21 protein-coding genes, 3 pseudogenes and 1 riboswitch are annotated in these 22,295 nt (G+C 47.1%); of the genes and pseudogenes, 12 read left to right on the top strand and 12 right to left on the bottom strand.

The genetic code is table 11. The features are described 5' to 3' along the window. Nucleotides 1-52: 52 nt before the first annotated feature. The 3 genes and pseudogenes from KT99_RS20730 (at nucleotide 53) to KT99_RS09085 (ending at nucleotide 2,823) form a co-directional block, all read left to right on the top strand. A pseudogene (locus KT99_RS20730) lies at nucleotides 53-926 on the top strand (ISAs1 family transposase). 99 nt (nucleotides 927-1,025) lie between these two features. After that, a pseudogene (tnpC, locus tag KT99_RS09080) lies at nucleotides 1,026-2,473 on the top strand (IS66 family transposase). A gap of 65 nt (nucleotides 2,474-2,538) precedes the next feature. Continuing rightward, nucleotides 2,539-2,823, top strand: coding sequence for a hypothetical protein (locus KT99_RS09085; protein WP_040571798.1), 285 nt, complete (start codon nucleotides 2,539-2,541; stop codon nucleotides 2,821-2,823). Nucleotides 2,824-3,034: 211 nt separating this feature from the next. Here KT99_RS09085 and tsaA read toward each other — a convergent pair whose 3' ends face one another. Then, nucleotides 3,035-3,793 carry a tRNA (N6-threonylcarbamoyladenosine(37)-N6)-methyltransferase TrmO gene (gene tsaA, locus KT99_RS09090; protein WP_005499230.1) on the bottom strand — a complete coding sequence of 253 codons (759 nt, stop codon included), beginning with the start codon at nucleotides 3,791-3,793 and terminating at the stop codon, nucleotides 3,035-3,037. A 41-nt stretch (nucleotides 3,794-3,834) separates the two neighbouring features. Then, on the bottom strand, nucleotides 3,835-4,221 hold the full coding sequence (rcsF, locus tag KT99_RS09095; RefSeq protein WP_005499231.1) for an Rcs stress response system protein RcsF: 387 nt from the start codon (nucleotides 4,219-4,221) through the stop codon (nucleotides 3,835-3,837). A gap of 113 nt (nucleotides 4,222-4,334) precedes the next feature. On the opposite strand from rcsF, the gene KT99_RS22285 reads away from it, so the two are divergent. Then, a complete protein-coding gene (locus tag KT99_RS22285) occupies nucleotides 4,335-4,490 on the top strand; it encodes a hypothetical protein (protein ID WP_198402009.1) in 156 nt (51 codons plus the stop codon). A 321-nt stretch (nucleotides 4,491-4,811) separates the two neighbouring features. Here the strand turns inward: KT99_RS22285 and KT99_RS22290 are convergent, their stop codons facing one another. Continuing rightward, a complete protein-coding gene (locus KT99_RS22290) occupies nucleotides 4,812-4,964 on the bottom strand; it encodes a hypothetical protein (RefSeq protein WP_005499237.1) in 153 nt (50 codons plus the stop codon). A 232-nt stretch (nucleotides 4,965-5,196) separates the two neighbouring features. Beyond that, a complete protein-coding gene (locus KT99_RS09100; protein WP_005499238.1) occupies nucleotides 5,197-5,589 on the bottom strand; it encodes an H-NS histone family protein in 393 nt (130 codons plus the stop codon). A gap of 304 nt (nucleotides 5,590-5,893) precedes the next feature. Here KT99_RS09100 and KT99_RS09105 point away from each other — a divergent pair, with 304 nt between their 5' ends. From KT99_RS09105 to KT99_RS09120, 4 genes are all read left to right on the top strand, one after another. Next, nucleotides 5,894-6,643 (top strand): electron transfer flavoprotein subunit beta/FixA family protein, encoded by a 750-nt coding sequence (locus KT99_RS09105; protein WP_005499239.1) that lies wholly within the window; start codon nucleotides 5,894-5,896, stop codon nucleotides 6,641-6,643. Further along, a complete protein-coding gene (locus KT99_RS09110) occupies nucleotides 6,643-7,566 on the top strand; it encodes an electron transfer flavoprotein subunit alpha/FixB family protein (RefSeq protein WP_005499241.1) in 924 nt (307 codons plus the stop codon). Before KT99_RS09105 ends, KT99_RS09110 begins: the two co-directional genes overlap by 1 nt. Nucleotides 7,567-7,770: 204 nt before the next feature. Next, nucleotides 7,771-7,988: riboswitch (Lysine riboswitch) on the top strand. A gap of 78 nt (nucleotides 7,989-8,066) precedes the next feature. After that, nucleotides 8,067-9,635, top strand: coding sequence for a Na+/H+ antiporter NhaC family protein (locus KT99_RS09115; protein WP_005499243.1), 1,569 nt, complete (start codon nucleotides 8,067-8,069; stop codon nucleotides 9,633-9,635). A 185-nt stretch (nucleotides 9,636-9,820) separates the two neighbouring features. Further along, nucleotides 9,821-10,399 carry a thymidine kinase gene (locus tag KT99_RS09120; RefSeq protein ID WP_005499244.1) on the top strand — a complete coding sequence of 193 codons (579 nt, stop codon included), beginning with the start codon at nucleotides 9,821-9,823 and terminating at the stop codon, nucleotides 10,397-10,399. Nucleotides 10,400-10,847: 448 nt separating this feature from the next. Here the strand turns inward: KT99_RS09120 and KT99_RS09130 are convergent, their stop codons facing one another. The 8 genes from KT99_RS09130 to KT99_RS09165 all read right to left on the bottom strand — a co-directional run bounded on the left by KT99_RS09130 (nucleotide 10,848) and on the right by KT99_RS09165 (nucleotide 19,700). Further along, nucleotides 10,848-11,504, bottom strand: coding sequence for a 3-oxoacid CoA-transferase subunit B (locus KT99_RS09130; protein WP_005499248.1), 657 nt, complete (start codon nucleotides 11,502-11,504; stop codon nucleotides 10,848-10,850). Nucleotides 11,505-11,519: 15 nt separating this feature from the next. Next, complete coding sequence (locus KT99_RS09135; protein WP_005499250.1) at nucleotides 11,520-12,227, bottom strand: CoA transferase subunit A; 708 nt, start codon at nucleotides 12,225-12,227, stop codon at nucleotides 11,520-11,522. A gap of 121 nt (nucleotides 12,228-12,348) precedes the next feature. Continuing rightward, complete coding sequence (locus KT99_RS09140) at nucleotides 12,349-13,242, bottom strand: hydroxymethylglutaryl-CoA lyase (RefSeq protein WP_005499259.1); 894 nt, start codon at nucleotides 13,240-13,242, stop codon at nucleotides 12,349-12,351. A gap of 43 nt (nucleotides 13,243-13,285) precedes the next feature. Then, nucleotides 13,286-15,403, bottom strand: a complete 2,118-nt coding sequence (locus KT99_RS09145; RefSeq protein WP_005499262.1) for an acetyl-CoA carboxylase biotin carboxylase subunit — start codon at nucleotides 15,401-15,403, stop codon at nucleotides 13,286-13,288. Beyond that, entirely contained in the window at nucleotides 15,403-16,242 is an 840-nt protein-coding gene (locus KT99_RS09150; protein WP_005499264.1) for an enoyl-CoA hydratase-related protein, read from the bottom strand. Before KT99_RS09150 ends, KT99_RS09145 begins: the two co-directional genes overlap by 1 nt. A gap of 57 nt (nucleotides 16,243-16,299) precedes the next feature. Then, nucleotides 16,300-17,907 carry a carboxyl transferase domain-containing protein gene (locus tag KT99_RS09155; RefSeq protein WP_005499269.1) on the bottom strand — a complete coding sequence of 536 codons (1,608 nt, stop codon included), beginning with the start codon at nucleotides 17,905-17,907 and terminating at the stop codon, nucleotides 16,300-16,302. Between the two features lie 77 nt (nucleotides 17,908-17,984). Continuing rightward, the gene (locus KT99_RS09160) at nucleotides 17,985-19,154 is read right to left on the bottom strand and encodes an isovaleryl-CoA dehydrogenase (RefSeq protein WP_005499274.1); all 1,170 of its coding nucleotides are present in this window, start codon (nucleotides 19,152-19,154) and stop codon (nucleotides 17,985-17,987) included. Between the two features lie 147 nt (nucleotides 19,155-19,301). Next, the gene (locus KT99_RS09165) at nucleotides 19,302-19,700 is read right to left on the bottom strand and encodes a MerR family transcriptional regulator (RefSeq protein WP_005499275.1); all 399 of its coding nucleotides are present in this window, start codon (nucleotides 19,698-19,700) and stop codon (nucleotides 19,302-19,304) included. 311 nt (nucleotides 19,701-20,011) lie between these two features. Here KT99_RS09165 and KT99_RS09170 point away from each other — a divergent pair, with 311 nt between their 5' ends. From KT99_RS09170 to KT99_RS09180, 4 genes and pseudogenes are all read left to right on the top strand, one after another. Then, nucleotides 20,012-20,266, top strand: coding sequence for a hypothetical protein (locus tag KT99_RS09170; RefSeq protein WP_005499203.1), 255 nt, complete (start codon nucleotides 20,012-20,014; stop codon nucleotides 20,264-20,266). 56 nt (nucleotides 20,267-20,322) lie between these two features. After that, entirely contained in the window at nucleotides 20,323-20,460 is a 138-nt protein-coding gene (locus tag KT99_RS22000; protein ID WP_005496481.1) for a hypothetical protein, read from the top strand. A gap of 3 nt (nucleotides 20,461-20,463) precedes the next feature. After that, nucleotides 20,464-21,129, top strand: coding sequence for an IS4 family transposase (locus KT99_RS09175; protein WP_040571799.1), 666 nt, complete (start codon nucleotides 20,464-20,466; stop codon nucleotides 21,127-21,129). 245 nt (nucleotides 21,130-21,374) lie between these two features. Further along, a pseudogene (locus tag KT99_RS09180) lies at nucleotides 21,375-22,277 on the top strand (AMP-binding enzyme); the annotation flags it as partial. Nucleotides 22,278-22,295 lie beyond the last annotated feature (18 nt).

The following is a 22,295-nucleotide window of genomic DNA, read 5'->3' on the forward strand; positions in this document are numbered from 1 at the left end:
TTTATGCTCAAGTAGCGATCAGATCACCAAATACTCTTTTTTGGTGATGTTAATGACTGCTACTTTTTTAAAACATTTTGATTCGATTGCGGAACCCCGTATTGAGCGTTGTAAAAAACATAACTTATTAGAGATTATTTTACTCGCTATAAGTGCGGTTATGTCAGGCTCTGAAGGATGGGAAGACATTGAAAACTTTGGACATCTAAAGCTTGATTGGCTTCGTCAGTATCGTCCTTTTAAAGCAGGTATTCCTCGACATGACACTATTGCCCGTGTTATCTGCCGATTAAAAACGGATGAAATAGAGAAAGCTTTTCAAACTTGGATTTCTTCTCTCCTAGAAGGTACTGGTTGCGATGTCATTGCCATTGACGGCAAAACTGCACTTCATACTGTGAGCGCCTGGAGTTGTCAGCATCATCACGCTCGATGCTATGGGATGTCAAAAAGAGATAGCAAAGCTAATCGTTAAGCAAAAGGCTGACTATATTCTAGCGCTTAAAGGTCATCATTCTGGTCTACAGGGTGAATTAGAAGCTTGGTGGCACAAGTGCCAGCGTGAAGGTTTTACAGCCGATAATTTTGATGAACATACGACCATAGACAGCGGTCACGGGCGAATTGAAACAAGACGTTGTCAGCAAGTGCTGGTTAATAAAAGTTGGTTAAATAATAAATATCAGTGGGTTGGCTTAAAAAGCATTATCAAAGTGACATCAGACGTACATGAAAAAACGACCACTGAATCACGGATCCGTAAAGGCCGAGGTCCGCTTGCTTTTAATGTGATGAGAAAAATAGCAATGACCTTGTTCAAGCAAGAGCAGACAAAACGCGCGAGTATAGTGGCTAAAAAGAAGATGGCAGGGTTGGACGACGAGTATCGCTCAACCCTGTTAGAGTCAGGGATTAAAATGCGCTAGCCGTGTTCACCAGCCCCTTATTGACACGATCAATTGATGATCGATAAGGTTTGGTCATATAGCTATTGAACGATCTCTTTTCCATGTGAAAATGGCTTCATGAAAAAGAAAAAACAATTCGAGCAAGAGCCGCCTTCGATTGATAATATCAGCGAAGCCAACCTGTTTATCCGTGAGCTTTGGCAAACGCTACGTGAGTATGAAGACAGGTTGATGCTCAGTTCTCGTCACTCATCCAAATCACCCTCCTCTGATTCCCCTGCGGATAAGGCCGAGCGAAAAAAGCTCAAACGCCTCGTAGTGGAAATAAGGTTGGCGCTCAACCTGGACATACGGGGCACAAAAGACCACTAGCGGAACTCGGCGAAAACGATGAGCAAATCGCTTGTTTGCCAGAGGCCTGTTGCTCCGATTGTGGTGGTGAAGTGACTGCCAATAAGTCTCCCAGTTATCGTCATCAGGTGCTTGAGCTGCCTGAGCCTAAGCTTGATATCACTGAATATCAGCTATTTCATGGACGTTGCAAGCAATGCAACACGGTGAGCAAAGGCACCTTACCTAAGGATACTTCTGATGGCCAGATGGGACCAAGACTGCTTAGCTACGTAGCTGTGCTCAGTGGTTTATATCATCTGAGCGTACGGAAAATTCAACGTTTACTGCAAGACCAATATGGTACTCATTTCTCTACAGGCCTGATTTCTGAGGCTCAAGGACGAGTCAGTAGTATGCTGACGCCGACACACCAAGCCTTGCATCAACACATAAAAAAAGCGTCATTAGTGCATGTTGACGAGACAACACATAATCGTAATGGCGAAGCGCATACCCGTTGGATATGGTTGCTATCGGGTGATGATGCCGTATTTCAGGTGGTGAAATACTTTCGCAATAAGGATGCCGCCAAATCGGTATTAGGTGCACAGACTCAAGCTATCGTAGTGAGCGACCAATGTCCGAGCTACAACTGGATAGCCCCTGAGCGTCATCAGTTTTGCCTAGCTCACGTGCTACGCAATTTACAACAAATGGCCGATTATTCAGGAAAAGGCCTCACTGCGAATATTGGCAACCGGCTGGTATAGCTTTTCAAGTCCGTATTTCGCATCCAACATAGATACGAATCCGGTGAAATTGACGAAACCATTTGGCGTCGGCGAATGCAACGATTACAGCGCAGTATTAAGCGCTGGCTTGAACGCGGAAAAAATGTGCCCGCTTCACGTTATGCTGGCAGATGCCGTCATATTCTCAAATATGAGCAAGGCTTATGGGTATTTCTCAATCACCCAGGCACTCCTCTGACCAATAACGAAGCAGAGCGTTGCATACGTGGTAGCGTGATCATGCGTAAAATTTGCTATGGCACCCGTTCAGATCGAGGGGAGAAGTTCCGTTCCCGGTTACTGTCAGTGGTTGAAACATGCAAAAAACGGCAGTTATCACCAATCACAGTGATAAGTAAGATCGTTACAGCCGTTGTAGGCAACAGAGAATACCCAGACGTGTTTGATCTCGTGTCAGCTGAGTCAACTCCCTTCTGGTGAACGCTTACGGAAATTTCACTTGGAATCCTTTTTCTCTGCCTCCAGAGGTGCACCGTCAGTTTACAATGCGCACACTTCGCTACGCATTAGAACATTGTTCAACCCAGATTTTTGATGGTAATGCGGCGGATTTCTATTTGGCTAATGCGACCCTCAAACCAAGTTTGATTTTCATTGATGCAGGATATGACTACGAATCCGTGAGGAAGGACATTGATTGGGCCGTTTCTACCGGTTGTCCGGTAATATCGGGTCATGACTATACGCCTGCTCATCCTAGTGTGGTCAAGGCCGTTGACGAGACATTCGGCGATAACATTTCCCTTTACGGCTCAGTATGGATCCATTAAAGGCGCGAATGTGAATAAGGTGAAGCTGCGGATGGCGAAAATGCCGTTAGCAATGGTAAAGCAATACCATGAATTGCTACTTTCACATTTAGTCAGTCCATTATGGTTTATGGCGACTTCATTGCCCATTATTATCGGGCCGTGGAGGAAGATGTCGGCCATGCGTTTCTTATGCTTGATAGTCGTCTGGTGTCATCGATGATGCCATCAGCTAAACACTGATCCCCGTCTTAATCTCTTGCACAATAATGGTGTCTTCACTAACACTATCGTTATTCTTAGCATGAGCGACTTTGACAACGCGCCAGAGTATATCTAAGTCATAGAGGGCGACTTGATAGACCTTAGGGTCGGCCTTAGCTCTCTTATAGGCGGGACGCGGGTCTTGGGCAAGGACACCTATGATGAGCTCTTCTAGCTGTTGGTATTGCTCGAGTCCCTCATAGCAGGCTAGTTGCTGCTTAGCGTCTTGACTGAATTCTACCTTGGTCAGTTTTGGCGCTTCATGGGCGATACCGCCTAATGCATCAGGAATCGAGTCCGAGAAGGGGATATAGGGTTTGATATCTATGATGGGGGTGCCATCGAGGAGATCCATTCCCGAGATCTCTAAAGCCAGATAGCCTTTGCGCCGGTGGATTTTATGTAGTTTTACCACCGACTGACCTAAGCCGTTGGGGCGGAAGGTGGAGCGAGTCGCGAACACACCCAGCTTTTCGTTGCCGCCTAAACGGGGAGGGCGAACTGTGGTTTTCCATCCCTGGGCGAGATTTTCATGGAAGCAAAATACCAACCAGAGGTGAGAGTATTGTTCCAGGCCTCTGACGGTATCGATATCATTGTAGGGGGCCTGGAGTTCGACAAAACCGCGGGCGGCGTTGACGAGTCCCGGTTGTCTGGGGATCCCAAATTTTTGTTTATAGGGCGTACGACAGTACGCCACGGCTTGAATTTGACTGCTAAAACTCATTGATGACTACTTTGAAGTGGAGATTAAATATTTAAGCAAGATTATTGCTCGTCTGTTACTGGCGTTTTTATTGCCTGGCCAATACAGATGGCGCGGCTGAAACAGCCCTGACCTTGCTCTTCAAATAGCAGGCACTTCTTGATAACCAGACCGTTAGCCCCTTTATCTGCCGCGGCTCTGCGGGCAAGTGTGCGTGCTTCGCTTATCGCAGCCGGAGCATCATTGGCTTGCTCCTGACATGTTTCGCCTTCGACTAAACCTATGATCTCATAAGGAAGGTTCGCTGCTCTAGTATTATCATAGACGGTGACATCCGATGCCTTGAAATAATCGTCGATGGCCTCCCCGCTGAGGTTACTGGAAAATTTATATTCGCCGGCACAGGCGCTAAGCAGTAAAACTAGGGCAGAGATTAATAGGGTCTTCATTATTTAGGCCTGTTATTGGAGTAGAGTGACGTACTCATATTCGTTATATTGGAATTTATTTTATGATCCTAGCAGTAGGAATTCTAGCGCTTTAGGTACTTTTGATAAAGCTGTTGTTGACGATTATTGAGATCTATCTCGCGGTCATCAAGTTAGCCGGTGCTCGCTCGCATCTGTGCCAAGCTTATCTTTCTTTCACTGTTGTCATCGCCAACCAAGGGGGCGGCGGAAGTTCAATGGCAGAATTAATCCATATCCATAAGCTTTAAGTTCGTCTAGTTGAGCGTACTCTTTACCGTTATCCAGTAAACTTGCTTTATAGTCATGTTTACTTAATAAGCGGGCAGCCCTGAGTTGATTGTTTAGGTTTTGTTAGATTTCAGCAATAATCGAAAATAATCTGTTCGTTCTCTATATTAGCCAAAGCCGCGAGTGCACTATTAAACTCAATCAATAGGGTTTCGGATTTTGAAAATGATTTGTCTTTATTTTCTCTATACCAATTCGCATCGGCGAACGTTTGTCTAATAAGCGCTATGCTACCCATCAAAGAGCTTGGGTAATCTTGAGGGGACTGCCTTTGTCGAATGCTAAAAAATGGCCGGATTGAGCACGATATATAATTTCATGGGCACTTCATTTTTTGGGTATTCAAATTCGATGGCGTAGTCGGTAAATGGATCGATAAATCCCGGATAGACAGTATAACCATGCAGATCGATAATGAGTGCATCTTCAGGCACTTTATTATTTCTTATAACTTCTATAATCTTATTATTTTTATCTGGTTAAATCATTAAGGTAACATGGGTGAGAACGGTTGATTTTCGGGTATTATCAGTGAGTTGGTCATTTTCCTGCGCTTGCAATGCACCGATTTAAAATAATGTCGTGACTATCGATAGTGTTAAATAAAAAGTATAAAAAACCGGCGCGAGCCGGTTTAATATACTACTTCTGTTTGATAGAAGTGATTTAGATGAGGAAGTCATCCATAGAACGGCCTTTATCTAGCTCAGTCTTAAATACTGTCGGCATACGACCTTGGCCAGTCCAAGTGGTTGCTTCACCATTCACGTCGATAGTATATTTAGCTGGACGTGGAGCGCGCTTCTTAGGTGAGGGTTTTACTACCGATGCACCTAGATCATCAATGGATAAACCTACGGCTTCCATCTGTTTACGGATTTCATCTATCTTGGCGTTTCTTTCTGCGGTAGCTTCAGCTTCAGCTTCAGCTTCAGAGTCTCTTTCTGAGATAACTTTATCAAGTTTTACCGCCAATTCTTTTAAGTCTTCAATTGATAGTTCTTTTACTGCGGCTTTAAAGCGGCGGCCATGAGTTAGTATTTCAAGAAAATCGCTCATAATTATTAGGTCCAATTATATTTAGTGAGTTATTAAGTTATTAGACTAATAATAGGAATTATTAGAACAAGTTTCAAATGTTATTTTAATTTAATCGATGAATATATATTTATATTCATCTTATCTGCTATTTATTGTTATTTTTTAGGCCGAAAGTCAGCATAATATGATTTGTATCAAAAAAATACAAACAGTCGTTTGAATCCTTGTTGACGTTAACGTTAACAGCACGTAAAGTGACTCTACTTTGTGTAGGTGTTAACCTATACTCAACCCTCTAAATATGACGTAAGAAGGAAGCCCTATGAAAGTATTGGTGCCTGTTAAGCGCGTCGTCGATGCCAATGTTAAAGTCAGAGTGAATGCTGACAATACCGATGTCGATACCGCTAACTTGAAAATGGCGATTAACCCTTTTTGTGAGATTGCCGTAGAAGAAGCCGTGCGCTTAAAAGAAGCAGGTGTGGTTTCTGAAATTGTGGTTGTTACCGTGGGCCCTAAAGCCGCACAGGAACAGCTACGCACGGCAATGGCTTTAGGTGCCGATCGTGGTATTCATATCCAGACTGAAGAGGCGTTAGTACCTTTATCTATTGCTAAACTGCTTAATGCAGTTCAGAAAAAAGAGCAGGCACAACTGATTATCTTAGGTAAGCAAACCATCGATGGTGATAATAACCAGACCGGACAGATGCTGTCGGCACTGGCAAATATGCCCCAGGCGACATTTGCTTCTGAAATTAAAGTCGATGGCGACTCTCTTGCCGTGACACGTGAAGTCGATGGTGGTCTACAGAATGTTACCATTTCGCTGCCAGCGGTAGTGACGGTTGATTTGCGTTTAAATGAACCTAGATACGCTAAGTTACCTAACATCATGAAAGCAAAGCGTAAGCCATTAGAAACCCTTTCTATCGATGATCTAGGTGTAAGTCTTAAGCTGCATCAAACAGTATTGAAAGTGACTCCACCGGCCGAGCGTAAGGCTGGAATTATGGTGGCTAGTGTTGCAGAACTGGCCGATAAGTTAAAGAATGAAGCGAAGGTGATCTAATGGCAATTTTAGTATTAGCAGAACATGATAATGCCAGCTTAAAGCTGGACACCGCCAAGGTTGTCGCCTGTGGTCAAGCCATTGGTGGCGATGTTGATGTCTTGATTGCCGGCCATGAATGCGCCGCCGTGGTCGATGCCGCCAAGCAACTTGCAGGTGTCAGACATGTGTTAGTCGCACAGTCGGTGCAATATGCCAACGGCTTCGCCGATAATGTGGCTCAGCTTATCGTCGATCTCGCCGGTGATTATGAACACATTTTGGCTGCAGCTACTAGCCAAGGTAAAGACACATTACCACGAGTATCGGCGCTTTTAGATGTTGCTCAGTTATCGGAAGTGGTAGAAGTCGTCAGTGCCGATACCTTCGTGCGTCCAATATATGCGGGTAATGCATTAGCCACGATTCAGAGCCATGATGCAAAGAAGGTACTCACAGTACGTACAAGCGCGTTCGATGCGGTCGCTAATGATGGTGCAGCAGATGTTGTTGCCATAGATAAGGTTTTTGATTCTGTGACTCAATTTGTTTCTCAGAGCCTATCAAAATCTGAGCGACCCGAACTTGGTGCTGCATCGGTTGTGGTATCGGGTGGCCGTGGTCTGGGTAGCAGTGAGAACTTCGTCATCTTAGAAAAGCTTGCGGATAAGCTAGGTGGTGCACTCGGTGCTTCGCGTGCCGCGGTCGATGCGGGTTTTGTGTCTAACGATCTGCAAGTGGGTCAAACCGGTAAGATCGTGGCACCGGATCTGTATATTGCCGTGGGTATCTCGGGGGCAATTCAGCACCTGGCGGGGATGAAAGATTCTAAAGTGATCGTCGCCATCAACAAGGATCCGGAAGCGCCTATCTTCCAGATTGCCGATTATGGCTTGGAAGCGGATCTGTTTGAAGCGGTTCCTGAACTCACCGATTTGCTATAAATTGTCGAGTACATGCTGTGAAAGTGTAAGTTTTAAGTGGTTTTTTTTAATTCACACTAAATAAGTGTGATCTTGATCACGGTAAGCGGCTTTGCGGTGGAATTTTCAAAGCCGCCTGTGTTTTTATAAGCGTCACGTTTGCGTGTCTGACTGATTTTGCTACCTGTGGATTACAAATAATCAGCACATGACATGGTAAACGTCCTGAAAAGTAGAGGTGCATTAAAGATCAGTAGTGATAGTCAGGGTGATACCGCTTATCTATCATGAAAGGCTTTGATGCCGAAGTAGTAATACATATCACGGTTTACTGCTGGGGCTGTATCTAATAGATATGGCACTGCCATAGTATTTCTTATCCGGATGATAAGAAAATTTATACCTTTTAATTAACGGTATTACTATGGAGCGCTACTGATAGGACAGGTGTTTTAAGATATCGTCAATATCCCACCAGTTCAGCAGCCTCCATTCGTACTAAAAACTAAGATTATAATTAAATGACAATTTTAAGTTATGCCGATTCGGCGCTTTCATTGCTGCCTCCTGTGGTGGCGATTATGATGGCGATTGTTACTCGTCGTGTATTGCTCTCTTTGGGGATGGGGATATTACTCGGCGCTGTATTGATAAATGATTTCTCTGTTATAGCATCAGGTCAATATTTAGGTGAGCAAGTTGCTGGCTTATTCTGGGATGATGGCGCTGTCAATGCCTGGAACATGTATCTGCTAGGCTTCCTAGTGCTGTTAGGGATGATCACCTCCCTCATTACAGTGAGCGGCGCGGCGAGTGCCTTTGCCGATTGGGCAAGGAACTACATAAAGTGTAAACGTGATGCTAAGTTGCTGACCATGTTCTTAGGTTGTGTGATCTTCATCGACGATTATTTCAATAGTTTAGTGGTTGGCAGTGTCGCCAGACCTCTCACCGACAGATATTATGTCTCCCGCAGTAAGCTCGCCTATATATTGGACTCTACAGCTGCGCCTATCTGCGTTATCTCACCTGTGTCGAGTTGGGGAGCTTATATCATCGCCTTGATCGGCGGTATTCTCACTGCCCATGGTTTCACAGATTCAGGACATCTGAGTGTCTTTATCCAGATGATCCCGATGAACTTCTATGCCATCTTTGCGCTGCTACTCCTGCTTTGTGTCATTTTTTGGGACCTCAATGTAGGCCCCATGCGTCAACATGAGCTCAATGCACAGAAGGGGAACTTATATGATGAGGCTAAAGGCTTACCACCCGGTGCTAACTCAGATCTTCCAGAGGCCAAAAACGGTAAGATTCTGGGATTATTTCTGCCCATTATCGTACTGGTCTTGGCGACCTTCTATTTCATGGTGAGCAGCGGCGGAGACGTCTTAGCAGCAGACGGAAAACCTTTCAGTATTCTCGGTGCATTTGAACATACCGATGTCGCCTCATCTCTGTTCTTCGGTGCCCTAGTCGGTTTTATTGCGACTCTGGCTCTAGTCTTAATACAGGGATTGGATAAGTTATACTTGACTAAAGGACTGGTGGCCGGTGCTCGCTCTATGTTGCCAGCCATCTATATCTTGCTATTTGCTTGGACGATTGCCGGTGTGATTGGTCAATTAGAGACAGGTAAGTACATGGCGAGTCTGGCATCGGGTAATATTCCCTTTGCGCTGTTACCCGCCGTGTTATTTGTGCTTGCAGGCCTGACAGCGTTCTCTACCGGCACAAGCTGGGGCACGTTCGGTATCATGCTACCTATCGCCGCGGATATGGCGATGGGCACTCACACCAACATGATGTTGCCTATGCTTGCGGCAGTGCTCGCTGGTGCGGTATTTGGTGACCACTGCTCGCCAATCTCAGATACGACCATCCTCTCCTCCACGGGAGCCAACTGTCATCATATCGATCATGTGATCACTCAATTGCCCTATGCCTTAATTGTGGCGGGGATCAGCTTGGGAGGGTATATCGTACTGGGATTCACCGAGTCTCTGATGGCAGGACTCGCTACCTGTAGCATCTTATTTGTGATCAGTATCTTAGTCTTGAAGTTTAAATCTACTCAGGCTATCAGCTAATCTAAGCCATAGCTAACAAGTGAAATACCGCTCAATTGAGCGGTATTTTTTTGTTTAGAGTTTCGCTGTGATCCAGTCGATGTTTAGCAGAATTAGTGAGTATTGGCTTGAATAGCACGGGTACATGATTTTCGTGATGAAAATTGTTAAACTGTAGTCGAATTCACCTATAAGGAATCATCAGTTTGGCACAGCTCTATTTTTACTATTCGGCGATGAATGCCGGTAAGTCTACTTCACTGTTGCAGTCTTCATATAACTATCGCGAACGTGGCATGAACACCTTAGTGATGACGGCCTCAATCGATGACAGATACGGTGTGGGTAAAGTGTCTTCACGCATTGGTATCGAAACTCCTGCGCAGGTATTTGGTAGTCGCGATGATATTGCTAAGATGATCGCGACGGCTCATGAAGAGCAGAAACTGCATTGTATCCTTATCGATGAAGCTCAGTTTTTGAGTAAGCAGCAGGTCAAACAGCTGACCTATATTGTCGACATCGTGGATATACCTGTGCTCTGTTATGGCCTGAAAACTGACTTTCAGGGAGAGTTATTTACCGGTAGCCAATATCTGCTGGCCTGGTCAGATAAACTGGTCGAGCTCAAAACCATCTGTCATTGTGGCCGCAAGGCAAACATGGTGGTGAGACTAGACGATGAAGGCAAGCCTATGCGTGAAGGTGAGCAGGTTGCCATAGGCGGCAACGAGCGCTATGAATCTGTTTGCCGCAAGCATTTCAGAGAGTTTCTCTGGGATTAGTATCAGCATTTAGGTCCTAGTATCTAGGTATTAGGACCTCTCATTAATCCAACTTAGATAGTAGCAGCCTTACCTCTTCTCGAGTGTTATCTATCTTGGCGATTACTTGTTTTACACTAGTTTCGTCATCGTCGATCGAATCCCAATGTAATTGCCATGCTTGTTTTAGTTGTTGAGCTATATTCAGTGACCTCCATTCGCCAGACGTTGTAGCTAATATCAATCGCCACGGAGAGATAGTCTGGGTGACCAATATTTCAGCTTCTAACAACCCAAAGTTGACACTAGCTACTGAGCTTATTCTGCAAGATTCGCCATTATTTTTGCTTGTGTTTCTATTCAGGGATAGCCAATAAAAAGCCCCATAATTATGGGGCCCAGAATTTATAAAAACGAAGCTTACCGCTTACCGATTACCGCTTACCGCTTATAGCTTATAGCTTACCGATCACAGGTTCATCTCTGGTACATGCTCAGGAACAACTAACTTACCCGCCGTCTTGTCAACGATCTCTTCGACAGAGACCCCCGGAGCGCGCTCTAGCAGGTGGAATGCGCCGTCTTTAATCTCCATAAAGGCCAGATCGGTCAGCACACGCTTGATGCAGCCAAAGCCAGTTAGCGGCAGCTCACACTTAGCCAGCAGTTTAGAGTTACCGCGCTTGTCTGCATGCATCATGGTGACGATAATATTGTCAGCGCCGGCGACCAAGTCCATTGCGCCGCCCATGCCCTTGATGAGCTTGCCTGGGATCATCCAGGAGGCGATAGAGCCTTGCTCATCGACTTCGAAGGCGCCGAGTACAGTCAGGTCAACATGACCGCCACGGATCATGGCAAAGCTTTCGGCCGATGAGAAGAATGAAGCGCCATCGACGGCGGTGACAGTTTGCTTACCTGCGTTGATAAGATCGGCATCTATGGTCTCTTCAGTGGGGAATTCTCCCATACCGAGCAGGCCATTTTCCGACTGCAGCATCACGTCAATTCCCTTGGGAATATAGTTAGCCACTAAGGTTGGAATGCCAATGCCTAAATTAACGTAGAAGCCATCTTTAAGCTCGGCCGCTACACGTTGTGCGAGTTGATCTCTTGATAATGCCATTATCTCTCCCTCAGCTTATGCTTCAGCTGGCTTTACAGTTCGTTGCTCGATGCGTTTCTCGAATGTGCCTTGGATGACACGATTAACGTAAATCCCCGGGGTGTGGATATGATCTGGGTCTAATTCGCCGGGCTCAACGATATGCTCGGCTTCGACCACGGTAATTTTACCGGCCGTTGCCATCATGGGGTTAAAGTTAGCGGCGGTTTTACGAAACACCAAGTTACCCATGGTATCGGCTTTCCAGGCGCGAATTAAGGCGAAATCTGCGGTGAGTGAGGGCTCGAGTACGTAATGGCGACCGTCTATCTCACGGGTTTCTTTGCCTTCGGCAATGGGGGTGCCGTAACCCGTTGCGGTGAAGAAGGCCGGGATGCCAGCGCCGCCGGCACGTATTTTCTCGGCGAGTGTGCCCTGGGGAGTCAAGATGACATTGAGCTCGCCGGATAACATCTGCTGCTCGAAAGTGGCGTTTTCACCGACATAGGAGGCGATCATGGTATCGATTTGGCGACTTTTGAGCAGTAAGCCTAAGCCGAAATCATCGACTCCGGCATTATTTGAGATGGCCGTCAATCCAGTTACGCCGGTTTTGACCATATGTGAGATCAAGCCTTCGGGGATACCACAAAGGCCAAATCCGCCTACCATCACAGTCATGTTATTGGAAAGACCCTTAAGGGCTTCTTCATAACTGTGTACGACTTTATTCAGTCCTGCCATTATTCTTATCTCCTTTGTAGAAGGGTCGAGTGTTAATTCGTAGGAACGAGGCCCTAGGTTCTAGAGCCTAGGATTGAGCGCTGCTTTTATCCGCTGAAGGCTCCTTATCCGCTGAAGGCTCTTAACTGAGCAAGGCTTGGGCAACTTTAGAGCCTGTTTGTCTGCCAAGGGCCTGGCTTATCTTGTTACCTGCCTGGGCAAGTAAAGTGAGATCTATGCCTGTGTCTATTCCGAGTCCGTGTAACATATAGACCAGATCTTCGCTGGCTAAGTTACCCGATGCGCCTTTGGCATAGGGACATCCACCTAATCCTGCTACCGATGAGTCGACGACACTGACGCCGGTTTCAAGACAGGCGAGAATATTCGCCAGTGCTTGTCCATAGGTATCATGAAAGTGCAGTGCGAGTTTGTCCACCGGCACGACTTGGCTGACAGCTTGTACCATTTTACGGGCATTATTTGGCGTGCCAACGCCTATGGTGTCACCGAGTGAGATCTCATAGCAGCCCATCTTGTAAAGAATTTCAGACACGCGGGCCACTTCACTCACATCAATCTCACCTTCATAGGGGCAGCCTAAGACGCAGGACACATAGCCTCGCACTCGAATGTTTTCCGCCTTAGCCCGCTGCATCAGTGGCTTAAAGCGTGCGATGGACTCTTGGATAGAGCAGTTAATATTACGCTGAGAGAAGCTTTCGGACGCCGCACCAAAGATGGCAACTTCATCGGCTTTGGCGTCAAGCGCAAGTTCCAGGCCGTGTAGATTAGGGGTCAGCGCACTATAGGTCACATCCGCCGCACGCTTAATATTGCGCAATACTTCACCCGAATCGGCCATCTGCGGCACCCATTTGGGTGACACGAAGCTCGCCGATTCGATGCGTTTAATGCCTGCTTTGGCTAAGTCTTGTATCAAGACAATCTTGTCTTGAGTGCTGACAGGTTTTTCGTTTTGCAGGCCGTCGCGGGCGCCGACTTCAAATATGCTGACCTGTTTAGGGAACGTCATTAGGCTCTCCGCTCATCAGTTGCGTTTATTACATGAGTCATCTTCATGCTTTCCCTTCTGCTTTCTCTGTAGGCTCTAGGGGCTCGACTTCTACCAATATGGTGCCGTCGGTGACTAATTCGCCAGCCTCGAAGAAGAAACTGGTTACTACGCCATCACAGGGTGATTCAATGGTGTATTCCATCTTCATCGCTTCCATCACCATCAGGCCTTGACCCGCTGTCACAGCATCACCTTTATTGACCAGATGTGTCACGATAGTGCCATTCATCGGCGCCTTGAGCTTATCTTCTAGACACTCTTGCTCTTCAACGAGCTCAGTCTGAACCGCACGGTAATGATAGCTGGTGGCATTGATAAAGAGGGTGAAGTCTGCTTCAACCTGGCTGACAGGTACTTTTACTTTATGACCGGATGCCTTGATAGCAAGAGTCTTGTCATGCTCGTCTTTAACGGCAATCTCAGCGTGAAGCATGGCATCGATGAGCTCGCCCTTTAATACATAATTCTTATCATCGATTTGAACCTGATAGACAGACTGACCGGCAAGAATCACTTCACTGACTTCTAGATGCTGAACTTGATGCTTATCGTCCAGCAGTGAGATCTGGTGGATACTGCTGCTATTGAGTCTAAACCCACTCACGGTACCCCAAGGCGAGTAGGGATCATGACTGTTCACCGCACATGCTTTCGCGGCGACTTTTCGGGCACAGAGCTGGTAGAGCACAGCTAAGGCTAAGGCATTTTGCTCATCGTTTGACGCAGACTCTTGTGACAGAAGGGCGCTACGGCCGATAAGTTCGTCACCGTAGCGCTCGATAAAGTCGGTGTTGAAATTGGCATCGCTGAAGGCTTTATGCTCGATGATGTTAGCCAGGAACTCGATATTGTGTTTCAAGCCGCTGATCTGGTATGACTCCAGGGCGAGGACCATACGTTGCAGTGCTCGTGGGCGAGTCTCATCCCACACAATAAGCTTAGAGATCATAGGATCGTAGAAGTTACTGATCACATCGTTTTCACGAATGCCCGAGTCGATTCGTACAAACTTACTCTGCTCAGGTTCACGCAGGAAGTTAAGCTTACCGCTGGTGGGCAGGAAGTCATTTTGCGGATCTTCGGCGTAGATACGCACCTCGAATGAGTGGCCGTGAATACGCACTTCATCTTGCTTCAAGGGTAAGTGACTGCCGCTGGCTATCATCAACTGCCATTTAACCAAGTCCTGGCCTGTGACCATCTCAGTTACCGGATGCTCAACCTGCAGACGAGTATTCATCTCCATGAAATAGAAGCTGTTATCGGTATCGAGTAGAAACTCTATGGTGCCTGCGCCGCGATAGTCGATGGCTTTGGCCGCCGCGACTGCCGCTTCACCCATCTCGACTCTGAGTTCGTCACTCAGGCCTGGGGCTGGCGCTTCTTCGACGACTTTTTGATGGCGACGCTGAATTGAGCAGTCGCGATCTGATAAATAGATGCAGTTGCCATAGTTGTCGGCGAAGACTTGTACTTCAACATGACGAGGTTGGCGCAGGTAACGCTCCATCAGGAGTTTGTCGTTACCGAAGGAGGAGCTGGCTTCACGTCTGGCAGAGTGGATGTTTTCCAATACTTCAGCGCTATTCTCGACGATACGCATGCCTTTACCACCACCGCCATAGGAAGCCTTGATAAGCAAGGGGAAGCCCATCTTGTTGGCTTCCTCGACGAGTAGAGCATCATCTTGGGCATCACCATGATAACCAGGCACGAGCGGCACATTTGCCGCGCCCATGATCTCTTTTGCGGCGCTCTTGCTGCCCATTGACTCGATGGCATCGGCAGTAGGGCCGACGAAAATGACGCCGGCTTGCTCACATTTTCGGGCAAATTCGGCATTTTCAGAGAGGAAACCGTATCCCGGGTGTATGGCCTGTGCGCCGGACTTCTTGGCGATGTCGATGATCAGATCGGCTTTAAGATAAGAGTCTGCCGGCGCGCTGCCACCTAAGTAGAAGGATTCATCGGCTAATGCCACATGGCGGGCGTTGACGTCGGCGTCGCTGTATAAAGCCACGGTGCGCACGCCCATAGCCTTGGCTGTTTTGATGATACGACAGGCGATTTCACCACGGTTAGCAATTAATAGTTTTTTTATTAAGGATTGGCTAAACATTATTTGGCTCCTTGCACACTGATATTTTTTGAATCGATTTGAGCGCTGATCCAGTTTGGCTTGCGCTTGTCGAAGAAGGCATTTAAGCCTTCCTGACCTTCATTTGATACCCGGATTCTGGCGATACATTCACTGGTATAATCTAGAGTCGCGTCATCGATAACGCCATCTTCGAGGCGAGATAGCAAGGTTTTCACCCATGTCATGCCTTGTGGGCTGTTCGCGAGCAGGGCTTGAATAATGGGCTCGGCGGCGGCCTCGAGATCGTCATTAATCTCGTGAATCACTTGCAGTTCCAGTGCCTTTTCGGCAGTAAATCGCTCGGCAGTCAACATGTAGCGACGCGAGGCACGTTGGCCCATGGCGCGTACCACATAAGGGCTGATAACCGCCGGGATGAGTCCGAGTTTCACTTCACTTAAGCAAAAACTGGCTCGCTCATTGGCGATGGCGATATCACAACAACAGATAAGCCCTAATGCGCCACCAAATGCTGCCCCCTGGACTAAGGCAATTGTGGGTTTAGGAAATTTATCTAAGGTCGACATCAGCTTGGCAAGCTCATTGGCATCACCCAAGTTTTGCTCAAAATCCATCTTGGCCTGCTTGCGCATCCAATTGAGATCGGCGCCTGCACTGAAGTTTTTACCATTGGCTTTCAGCACCAGTATCTGGCATTGGTCATTGGTCGCAAAATGATCGAGGGTTTGGATCATTTCGGTGATCATCACCTCATCGAAGGCATTATGCTTATCGGTTCGGTTGAGGATCATCTGTCCCACGCCATTACTCAGTTGGCATGAAATGTATGTAAAATTTTCTATCAATTGTGTCGTCATGGTTCAGCACTCACAGCTTAGTCAATACCGCTTTATCGGTCAGGATGGCCAAGGCCATTACATACGAAACACACCAAATTTGGTCTCTTCTATCGGCGCATTGAGCGCGGCAGATAAAGCTAAACCCACCACATCCCGGGTTTGTGCCGGATCGATAATGCCGTCATCCCACAAGCGTGCGCTGGCGTGGTAGGGGTGACCCTCTTTGTCGTATTGCTCGACGATAGGCGCGCGGAACTTTTGCTCTTCATCATCTGACCATTCGACACCCTTACGGGCTAAACCATCACGTTTCACCGTGGCTAACACCCCAGCAGCCTGCTCGCCGCCCATCACAGAGATGCGTGCGTTGGGCCACATCCACATCATGGTAGGTTCGAATGCGCGGCCACACATGCCGTAGTTCCCCGCGCCATAACTGCCACCTATGATGACGGTAAATTTAGGCACCTTGGCACAAGACACTGCCATAACCATCTTGGCACCGTGTTTGGCTATGCCTTCATGTTCGTATTTTTTACCTACCATGAAGCCGGTGATATTTTGCAGGAACAAGAGAGGGATCTTGCGCTGACAACAGATCTCAATAAAGTGGGCACCTTTCAGGGCCGACTCCGAAAAAAGTATGCCGTTGTTGGCGATAATACCTATGGGATAACCGTGAATACGGGCGAAGCCACAGACTAAGGTGTTGCCGTAGTTGGCCTTAAACTCATCGAAATCTGAGTCATCGACTACGCGGGCGATGACTTCCCTGACATCGTATGGCTTCTTTAGATCTGTGCCGACGATGCCGTAGAGCTCATTGATATCGAACTTAGGCGGTTTCACCGGACTGAGCTGGGTTACAATTGTCTTCTGATGATTCAAACGAGTAATGGCTTTACGTGCCAACTCTAATGCATGGTCATCATTTTGCGCCAAATGATCGGCAACCCCGGAGATCTTAGTGTGTACCTCGGCGCCGCCGAGCTCTTCTGCTGTGACCTCTTCACCGGTTGCCGCCTTTACCAGAGGTGGTCCGGCGAGGAAGATGGTGCCTTGTTTTTTGACGATAATGGACTCATCTGCCATGGCTGGTACATAGGCGCCACCTGCGGTACATAAGCCCATGACCACGGCAATTTGAGGAATGCCTTTGGCTGACATCTGTGCCTGATTGTAGAAGATGCGACCGAAATGGTCTCTGTCTGGGAATACTTCATCCTGGCGGGGCAGGTAGGCGCCGCCGGAATCGACCAGATAGATGCAAGGCAGGTGACAGCGACTGGCAATCTCCTGCGCTCGCAAGTGTTTCTTAACCGTGACTGGATAGTAAGTGCCGCCTTTTACCGTGGCATCGTTGGCGATGATCATGCATTCGACGCCGCTAACACGGCCTATCCCGGCAATAACGCCGGCAGCAGGAATGACATCTTCATATAATTCATAGGCGGCGAATTGGGAGAGCTCAAGAAACGGCGAGCCGGGGTCGAGCAGCTTCTCGACCCTTTGTCGGGGTAACATCTTACCCCTGGACAGGTGGCGCTGACGGGCAACTATCCCGCCGCCCAGTTCAATCTGTTGCAGCTTGAGTTTAAGATCTTCAACCAGGGCTGCCATGTCTTCATGCTTTGCCTTGAATTCATCACTGCGGGAATTTATACGACTGCTAAGTTGCGTCACGGTTGCAATCCTTTTGAGAAAACTGAGATCAAATGACAATGCTCAATGAATACAGGCATCGTCTCTGTGTGGTGGAGCTACTTAGATTCGTTGAACAGCTCGCGGCCGATTAACATGCGGCGGATCTCCGAGGTGCCGGCGCCAATTTCATAGAGCTTGGCATCACGCAGGAGTCGGCCCGTCGCATATTCGTTGACGTAACCGTTACCGCCTAGCAGCTGAATCGCATCCAGTGCCATCTTAGTGGCGAGCTCGGCGGAGTAGAGAATGGCACCGGCGGCATCTTTACGCGTGGTTTCGCCTCGGTCACAAGACTTGGCCACATTGTAGACATAAGACTTAGCCGCGTTCATGCCGGTATACATGTCGGCAAGTTTGCCCTGTACCAGTTGGAATTCTCCGATTGATTTGCCGAATTGCTCACGCTCATGAATATAAGGAATGACGATATCCATACAGGCGTTCATTATTCCCAGGGGACCGCCGGATAGCACCACACGTTCGTAATCCAGGCCTCTCATCAATACTTTTATGCCCTTGTTCAGGCCACCGAGTATGTTTTCGGCTGGTACTTCGCAATCCTGGAAAACCAGTTCACAGGTGTTAGAACCACGCATGCCGAGCTTGTCGAGTTTCTGCGCCGTGCTAAAACCCTTAGAATCTCGGTCGACGATAAACGCCGTGATACCGTGGGCACCCTTGTGCAGATCTGTCTTAGCATAGACGACATAGGTTTGCGCATCGGGACCGTTGGTGATCCACATCTTGTTGCCGTTGAAGATGTATCTGTCACCTTCTTTACGAGCGTGCAGCTTCATGGATACCACATCTGAACCTGCATTCGGCTCACTCATGGCCAGTGCGCCTATGTGCTCACCGCTGATTAATTTCGGCAGATACTTGGCTTTTTGCTCGGCATTACCGTTGCGGTTAATTTGGTTAACACACAGGTTAGAGTGGGCGCCGTAGCTAAGACCAATCGAGGCCGATGCGCGGGAAATTTCTTCCATGGCAACCACGTGGGCTAGATAGCCCATGTCGGCGCCGCCATATTCTTCAGATACTGTTACACCCAGCAAGCCCATATCACCTAGTACTGGCCAGAGATCATTAGGGAATGCGTTGTCTGCATCTGTCTTTGCTGCGATGGGGGCAATTTCATTGGCGGCAAAGTTCTGCACTGCATCACGCAGCATGTTGACATCTTCGCCTAGGCCGAAATTAAGAGATGAGTAGAGTTGAGTCATTGCTTGTGTCCTGTCAATTTCTTAAATCTTTAATGAGTAGATTTTTATTATTGTTGGTATTTTAGTTAGTAACTTTAGTTAGTAACTTTAGTTAGTAACTTTAGTTGGTTACTGATCTTTATAACTTGGGTTTGTCATTACTGGTGTTTATTTTTCTTGCAGTGCCAGTGCCGTCCTACATTGCTGCTCGGCAGAATTTAGCTCCATCAAGACAACCTTGATGTCATCCATCTGCTGCTGCAGAGATGACTTCTTATCTTCGACGAGATCTAACATGGTCTGAAGTTGTGAACTGCTGTTCTTATCGGCATCGTAGAGTTCGAATAGACGGCGAGTCTCGGCGAGGGAAAAGCCTAGGCGTTTCCCTCTGAGGATCAGTTTAAGACGCACCCTATCTTTTGGCCCATAGACGCGAGTTTGCCCACGACGCTTTGGCTTAAGCAAGCCCTGATCTTCATAGAAACGGATACTACGCGTGGTAATATCAAACTCTTTGGAGAGATCGCTAATAGAGTAAGTTGTCTGGGGGCTCTGATTTTCACTCATAAAAAAATACCATAATATTTAACTTTTCCGGAACGATATATGAAGTTTACGTAAAGGTAAAGGTAAAGGCCGTTTTGAACATTGAATTTTTAATCAGCATTGCGCGGATGAACGTCAAGCAAATATGCCACTCGGATAAGAGACTAAGCTTGAGGTGCGAGTTAAGAGCTAGGCACTCATACGTAGGATCTTAAGCAAAAACTCAATATCTACATGATTAACCAATGTTATTTAATAAAAGTTGGAAGTTGTACTCATCTCATGATCAAATAGTAAGTGCGAACCACTAATCAAAAATGAGAGAGCACAAGATGAATTTTAACGCGATTCCTAAGCAACTGACAAGTGTTCTTAACTCATGCAACATCACTCAATTAGCCAAACAGTGTCATTTCATGCAGCGGATGCGCAACATTTCACCCATGCAGTTGGTGCTGGCAATCCTCAATACTTTGGGAACCAGAACCAATATTAACCTTGCTGATATTCATAAGAATTTATGCAGCCAACATGACATCGGGATCAACTATAAGCCCTTGCATAATAAACTAAAAAACCAGAGTTAACTCAACTGCTTAGGACTCTTGTCGAACAAGCCGCTAACGAGTGGCTACTCGAGTTAGTGCATAGAGTATTACCGAGTGAATACCCCTTTAAGTCGATAGAGGCTCATGATGCTAGCTCCCTCAAATTGCACATTGGTTTAACTAAAGAGTTTCCCGGCCGATTCACCAAGACTCACCCGGCAGCCATGGAGTGACACGTGACCACGGATTTGATGTCTGGTCATTACAATTATCTGGGTATTTCTCCCGATTCAGAAAGTGAGCGGCACTATAATCCCTTTGCTTATGAAATACAGGACACCTTGCTGCTCATGGACGCGGGTTACTTTAATATTGATTACTGCTATCAAGCAGACAAACACGGTGGTCATGTAATTATGCGAACCAATGGTAAAATTAATCCCGATATAAAAGCGGCTTTTGATAGCCAAGGACTTGCGATAGAAGGGTTAATCGGTAAAAAATTAAAGCAACTTAAATGGCATCGAGAGCAAATAATCGACCTCGATGTTCAGTGGAAAAGCAAGCCAGGAACTCATCGATTAATCGCCTTCTGGGATAGAAATAAATCGGCGATTGGTTACCTCATCACCAACCTAAAGCGAGCACAATTCAGCGCTGATAAAGTAAGTGAATTATATGGGTTGCGCTGGCAAATAGAATTATTCTTCAAGGAGTTAAAGTCCTACAGCGGTTTAAAAACCTTCAATACTCGAGATAAAAGCATTGCCGAAAGTCTCGTGTGGGCGAGCATGCTTACCTTACTATTAAAGCGCTTTATCGCGAGGGCGAGCGGCCTAATACACCAAGTGACTATATCTACGACAAAAAGTCGCACGGTGTGCAAACGATTGGCTGCCTGACATTTTAAAAGCACTGTTATCTGGACGTGAATACAGGATCAAAAAGACACTAAGGAAATGGTGCCGTTACTTCAGTGAGTATGCTTGCCGCGCTCATCCTAAAAGAGATAATCAGACGCTTTTTGTACAACTAACAGAAACTCATGGCTGAGAATGTATAACCCCTCATATTTAAAGGGCTACAGCTCCTTAAGGACTAACATATGACTTGAGCATAAAGTTCAATTTATAATGATCTTGCCGTGGCACCGACCGCCATACGCGCCATAAAACGCGATGACCCTGATGGTGACTTCTTGAGGGACGTCGATCTGTCTTGCTTGAAAACCCTGTTTCTGGCGGGGGAGCGCTGCGATCCCGATACCTTACTCTGGGCCGAAGCGCGGCTGAAAAAACCAGTGATCGATCACTGGTGGTAGACTGAAACGGGCTGGCCCGTGGCAGCTAACTTGATGGGGACTGCGCCGGTGAAGGTAAAACCTGGTTCGCTGGCATTGGCTGTGCCAGGCTTTAGGGTCGAAGTGCTCGATGAGTTGGGGGAGATAGTGCCTGCAGGGCAATCGGGAAATGTGGTGATCAAGTTACCTCTGCCACCCGGGGCATTCACCACACTTTGGCACAATGAAGCCCGATATCTCGACAGTTATTTATCCATGTATCCGGGTTACTACCTTACCGGAGATGCAGGCTACATGGATGAAGATGGATATCTCTATATCATGAGTCGCATCGATGACATCATCAATGTCGCCGGTCATCGACTCTCGACCGGGCGCTTCGAAGAGGTCTTGTGTCAACATGAGGCGGTTGCCGAAGTCGCAGTCATCGGCGTAGAGGATAAATTAAAGGGCCAATTGCCTCTGGGTTTAGTGGTATTAAAGAAGGGCGTAAACTTAAGTGATGAGGACTTGCATCGAGAGTTAATTGCCTTGGTGAGAGCACAGATCGGTCCGGTGGCCTCTTTTCGTCTGGTCAGTGTCATTCAAAAACTGCCTAAGACGCGCTCGGGCAAAGTACTGCGAGGGACCATGAGGAAAATAGCCGATAACCAGAGTTATAAGATGCCGGCGACCATCGAAGATCCTCATACTTTAGACCTGGTTCGCAATACGCTCACACGCATGGGGTATGCGGACTCCCTAGTGTGATCAGACCCTGCTAATCTA

Origin of the sequence: Shewanella benthica KT99 (assembly GCF_000172075.1) — a bacterium.
Classification (GTDB): Bacteria; Pseudomonadota; Gammaproteobacteria; order Enterobacterales; family Shewanellaceae; genus Shewanella; species Shewanella benthica_A.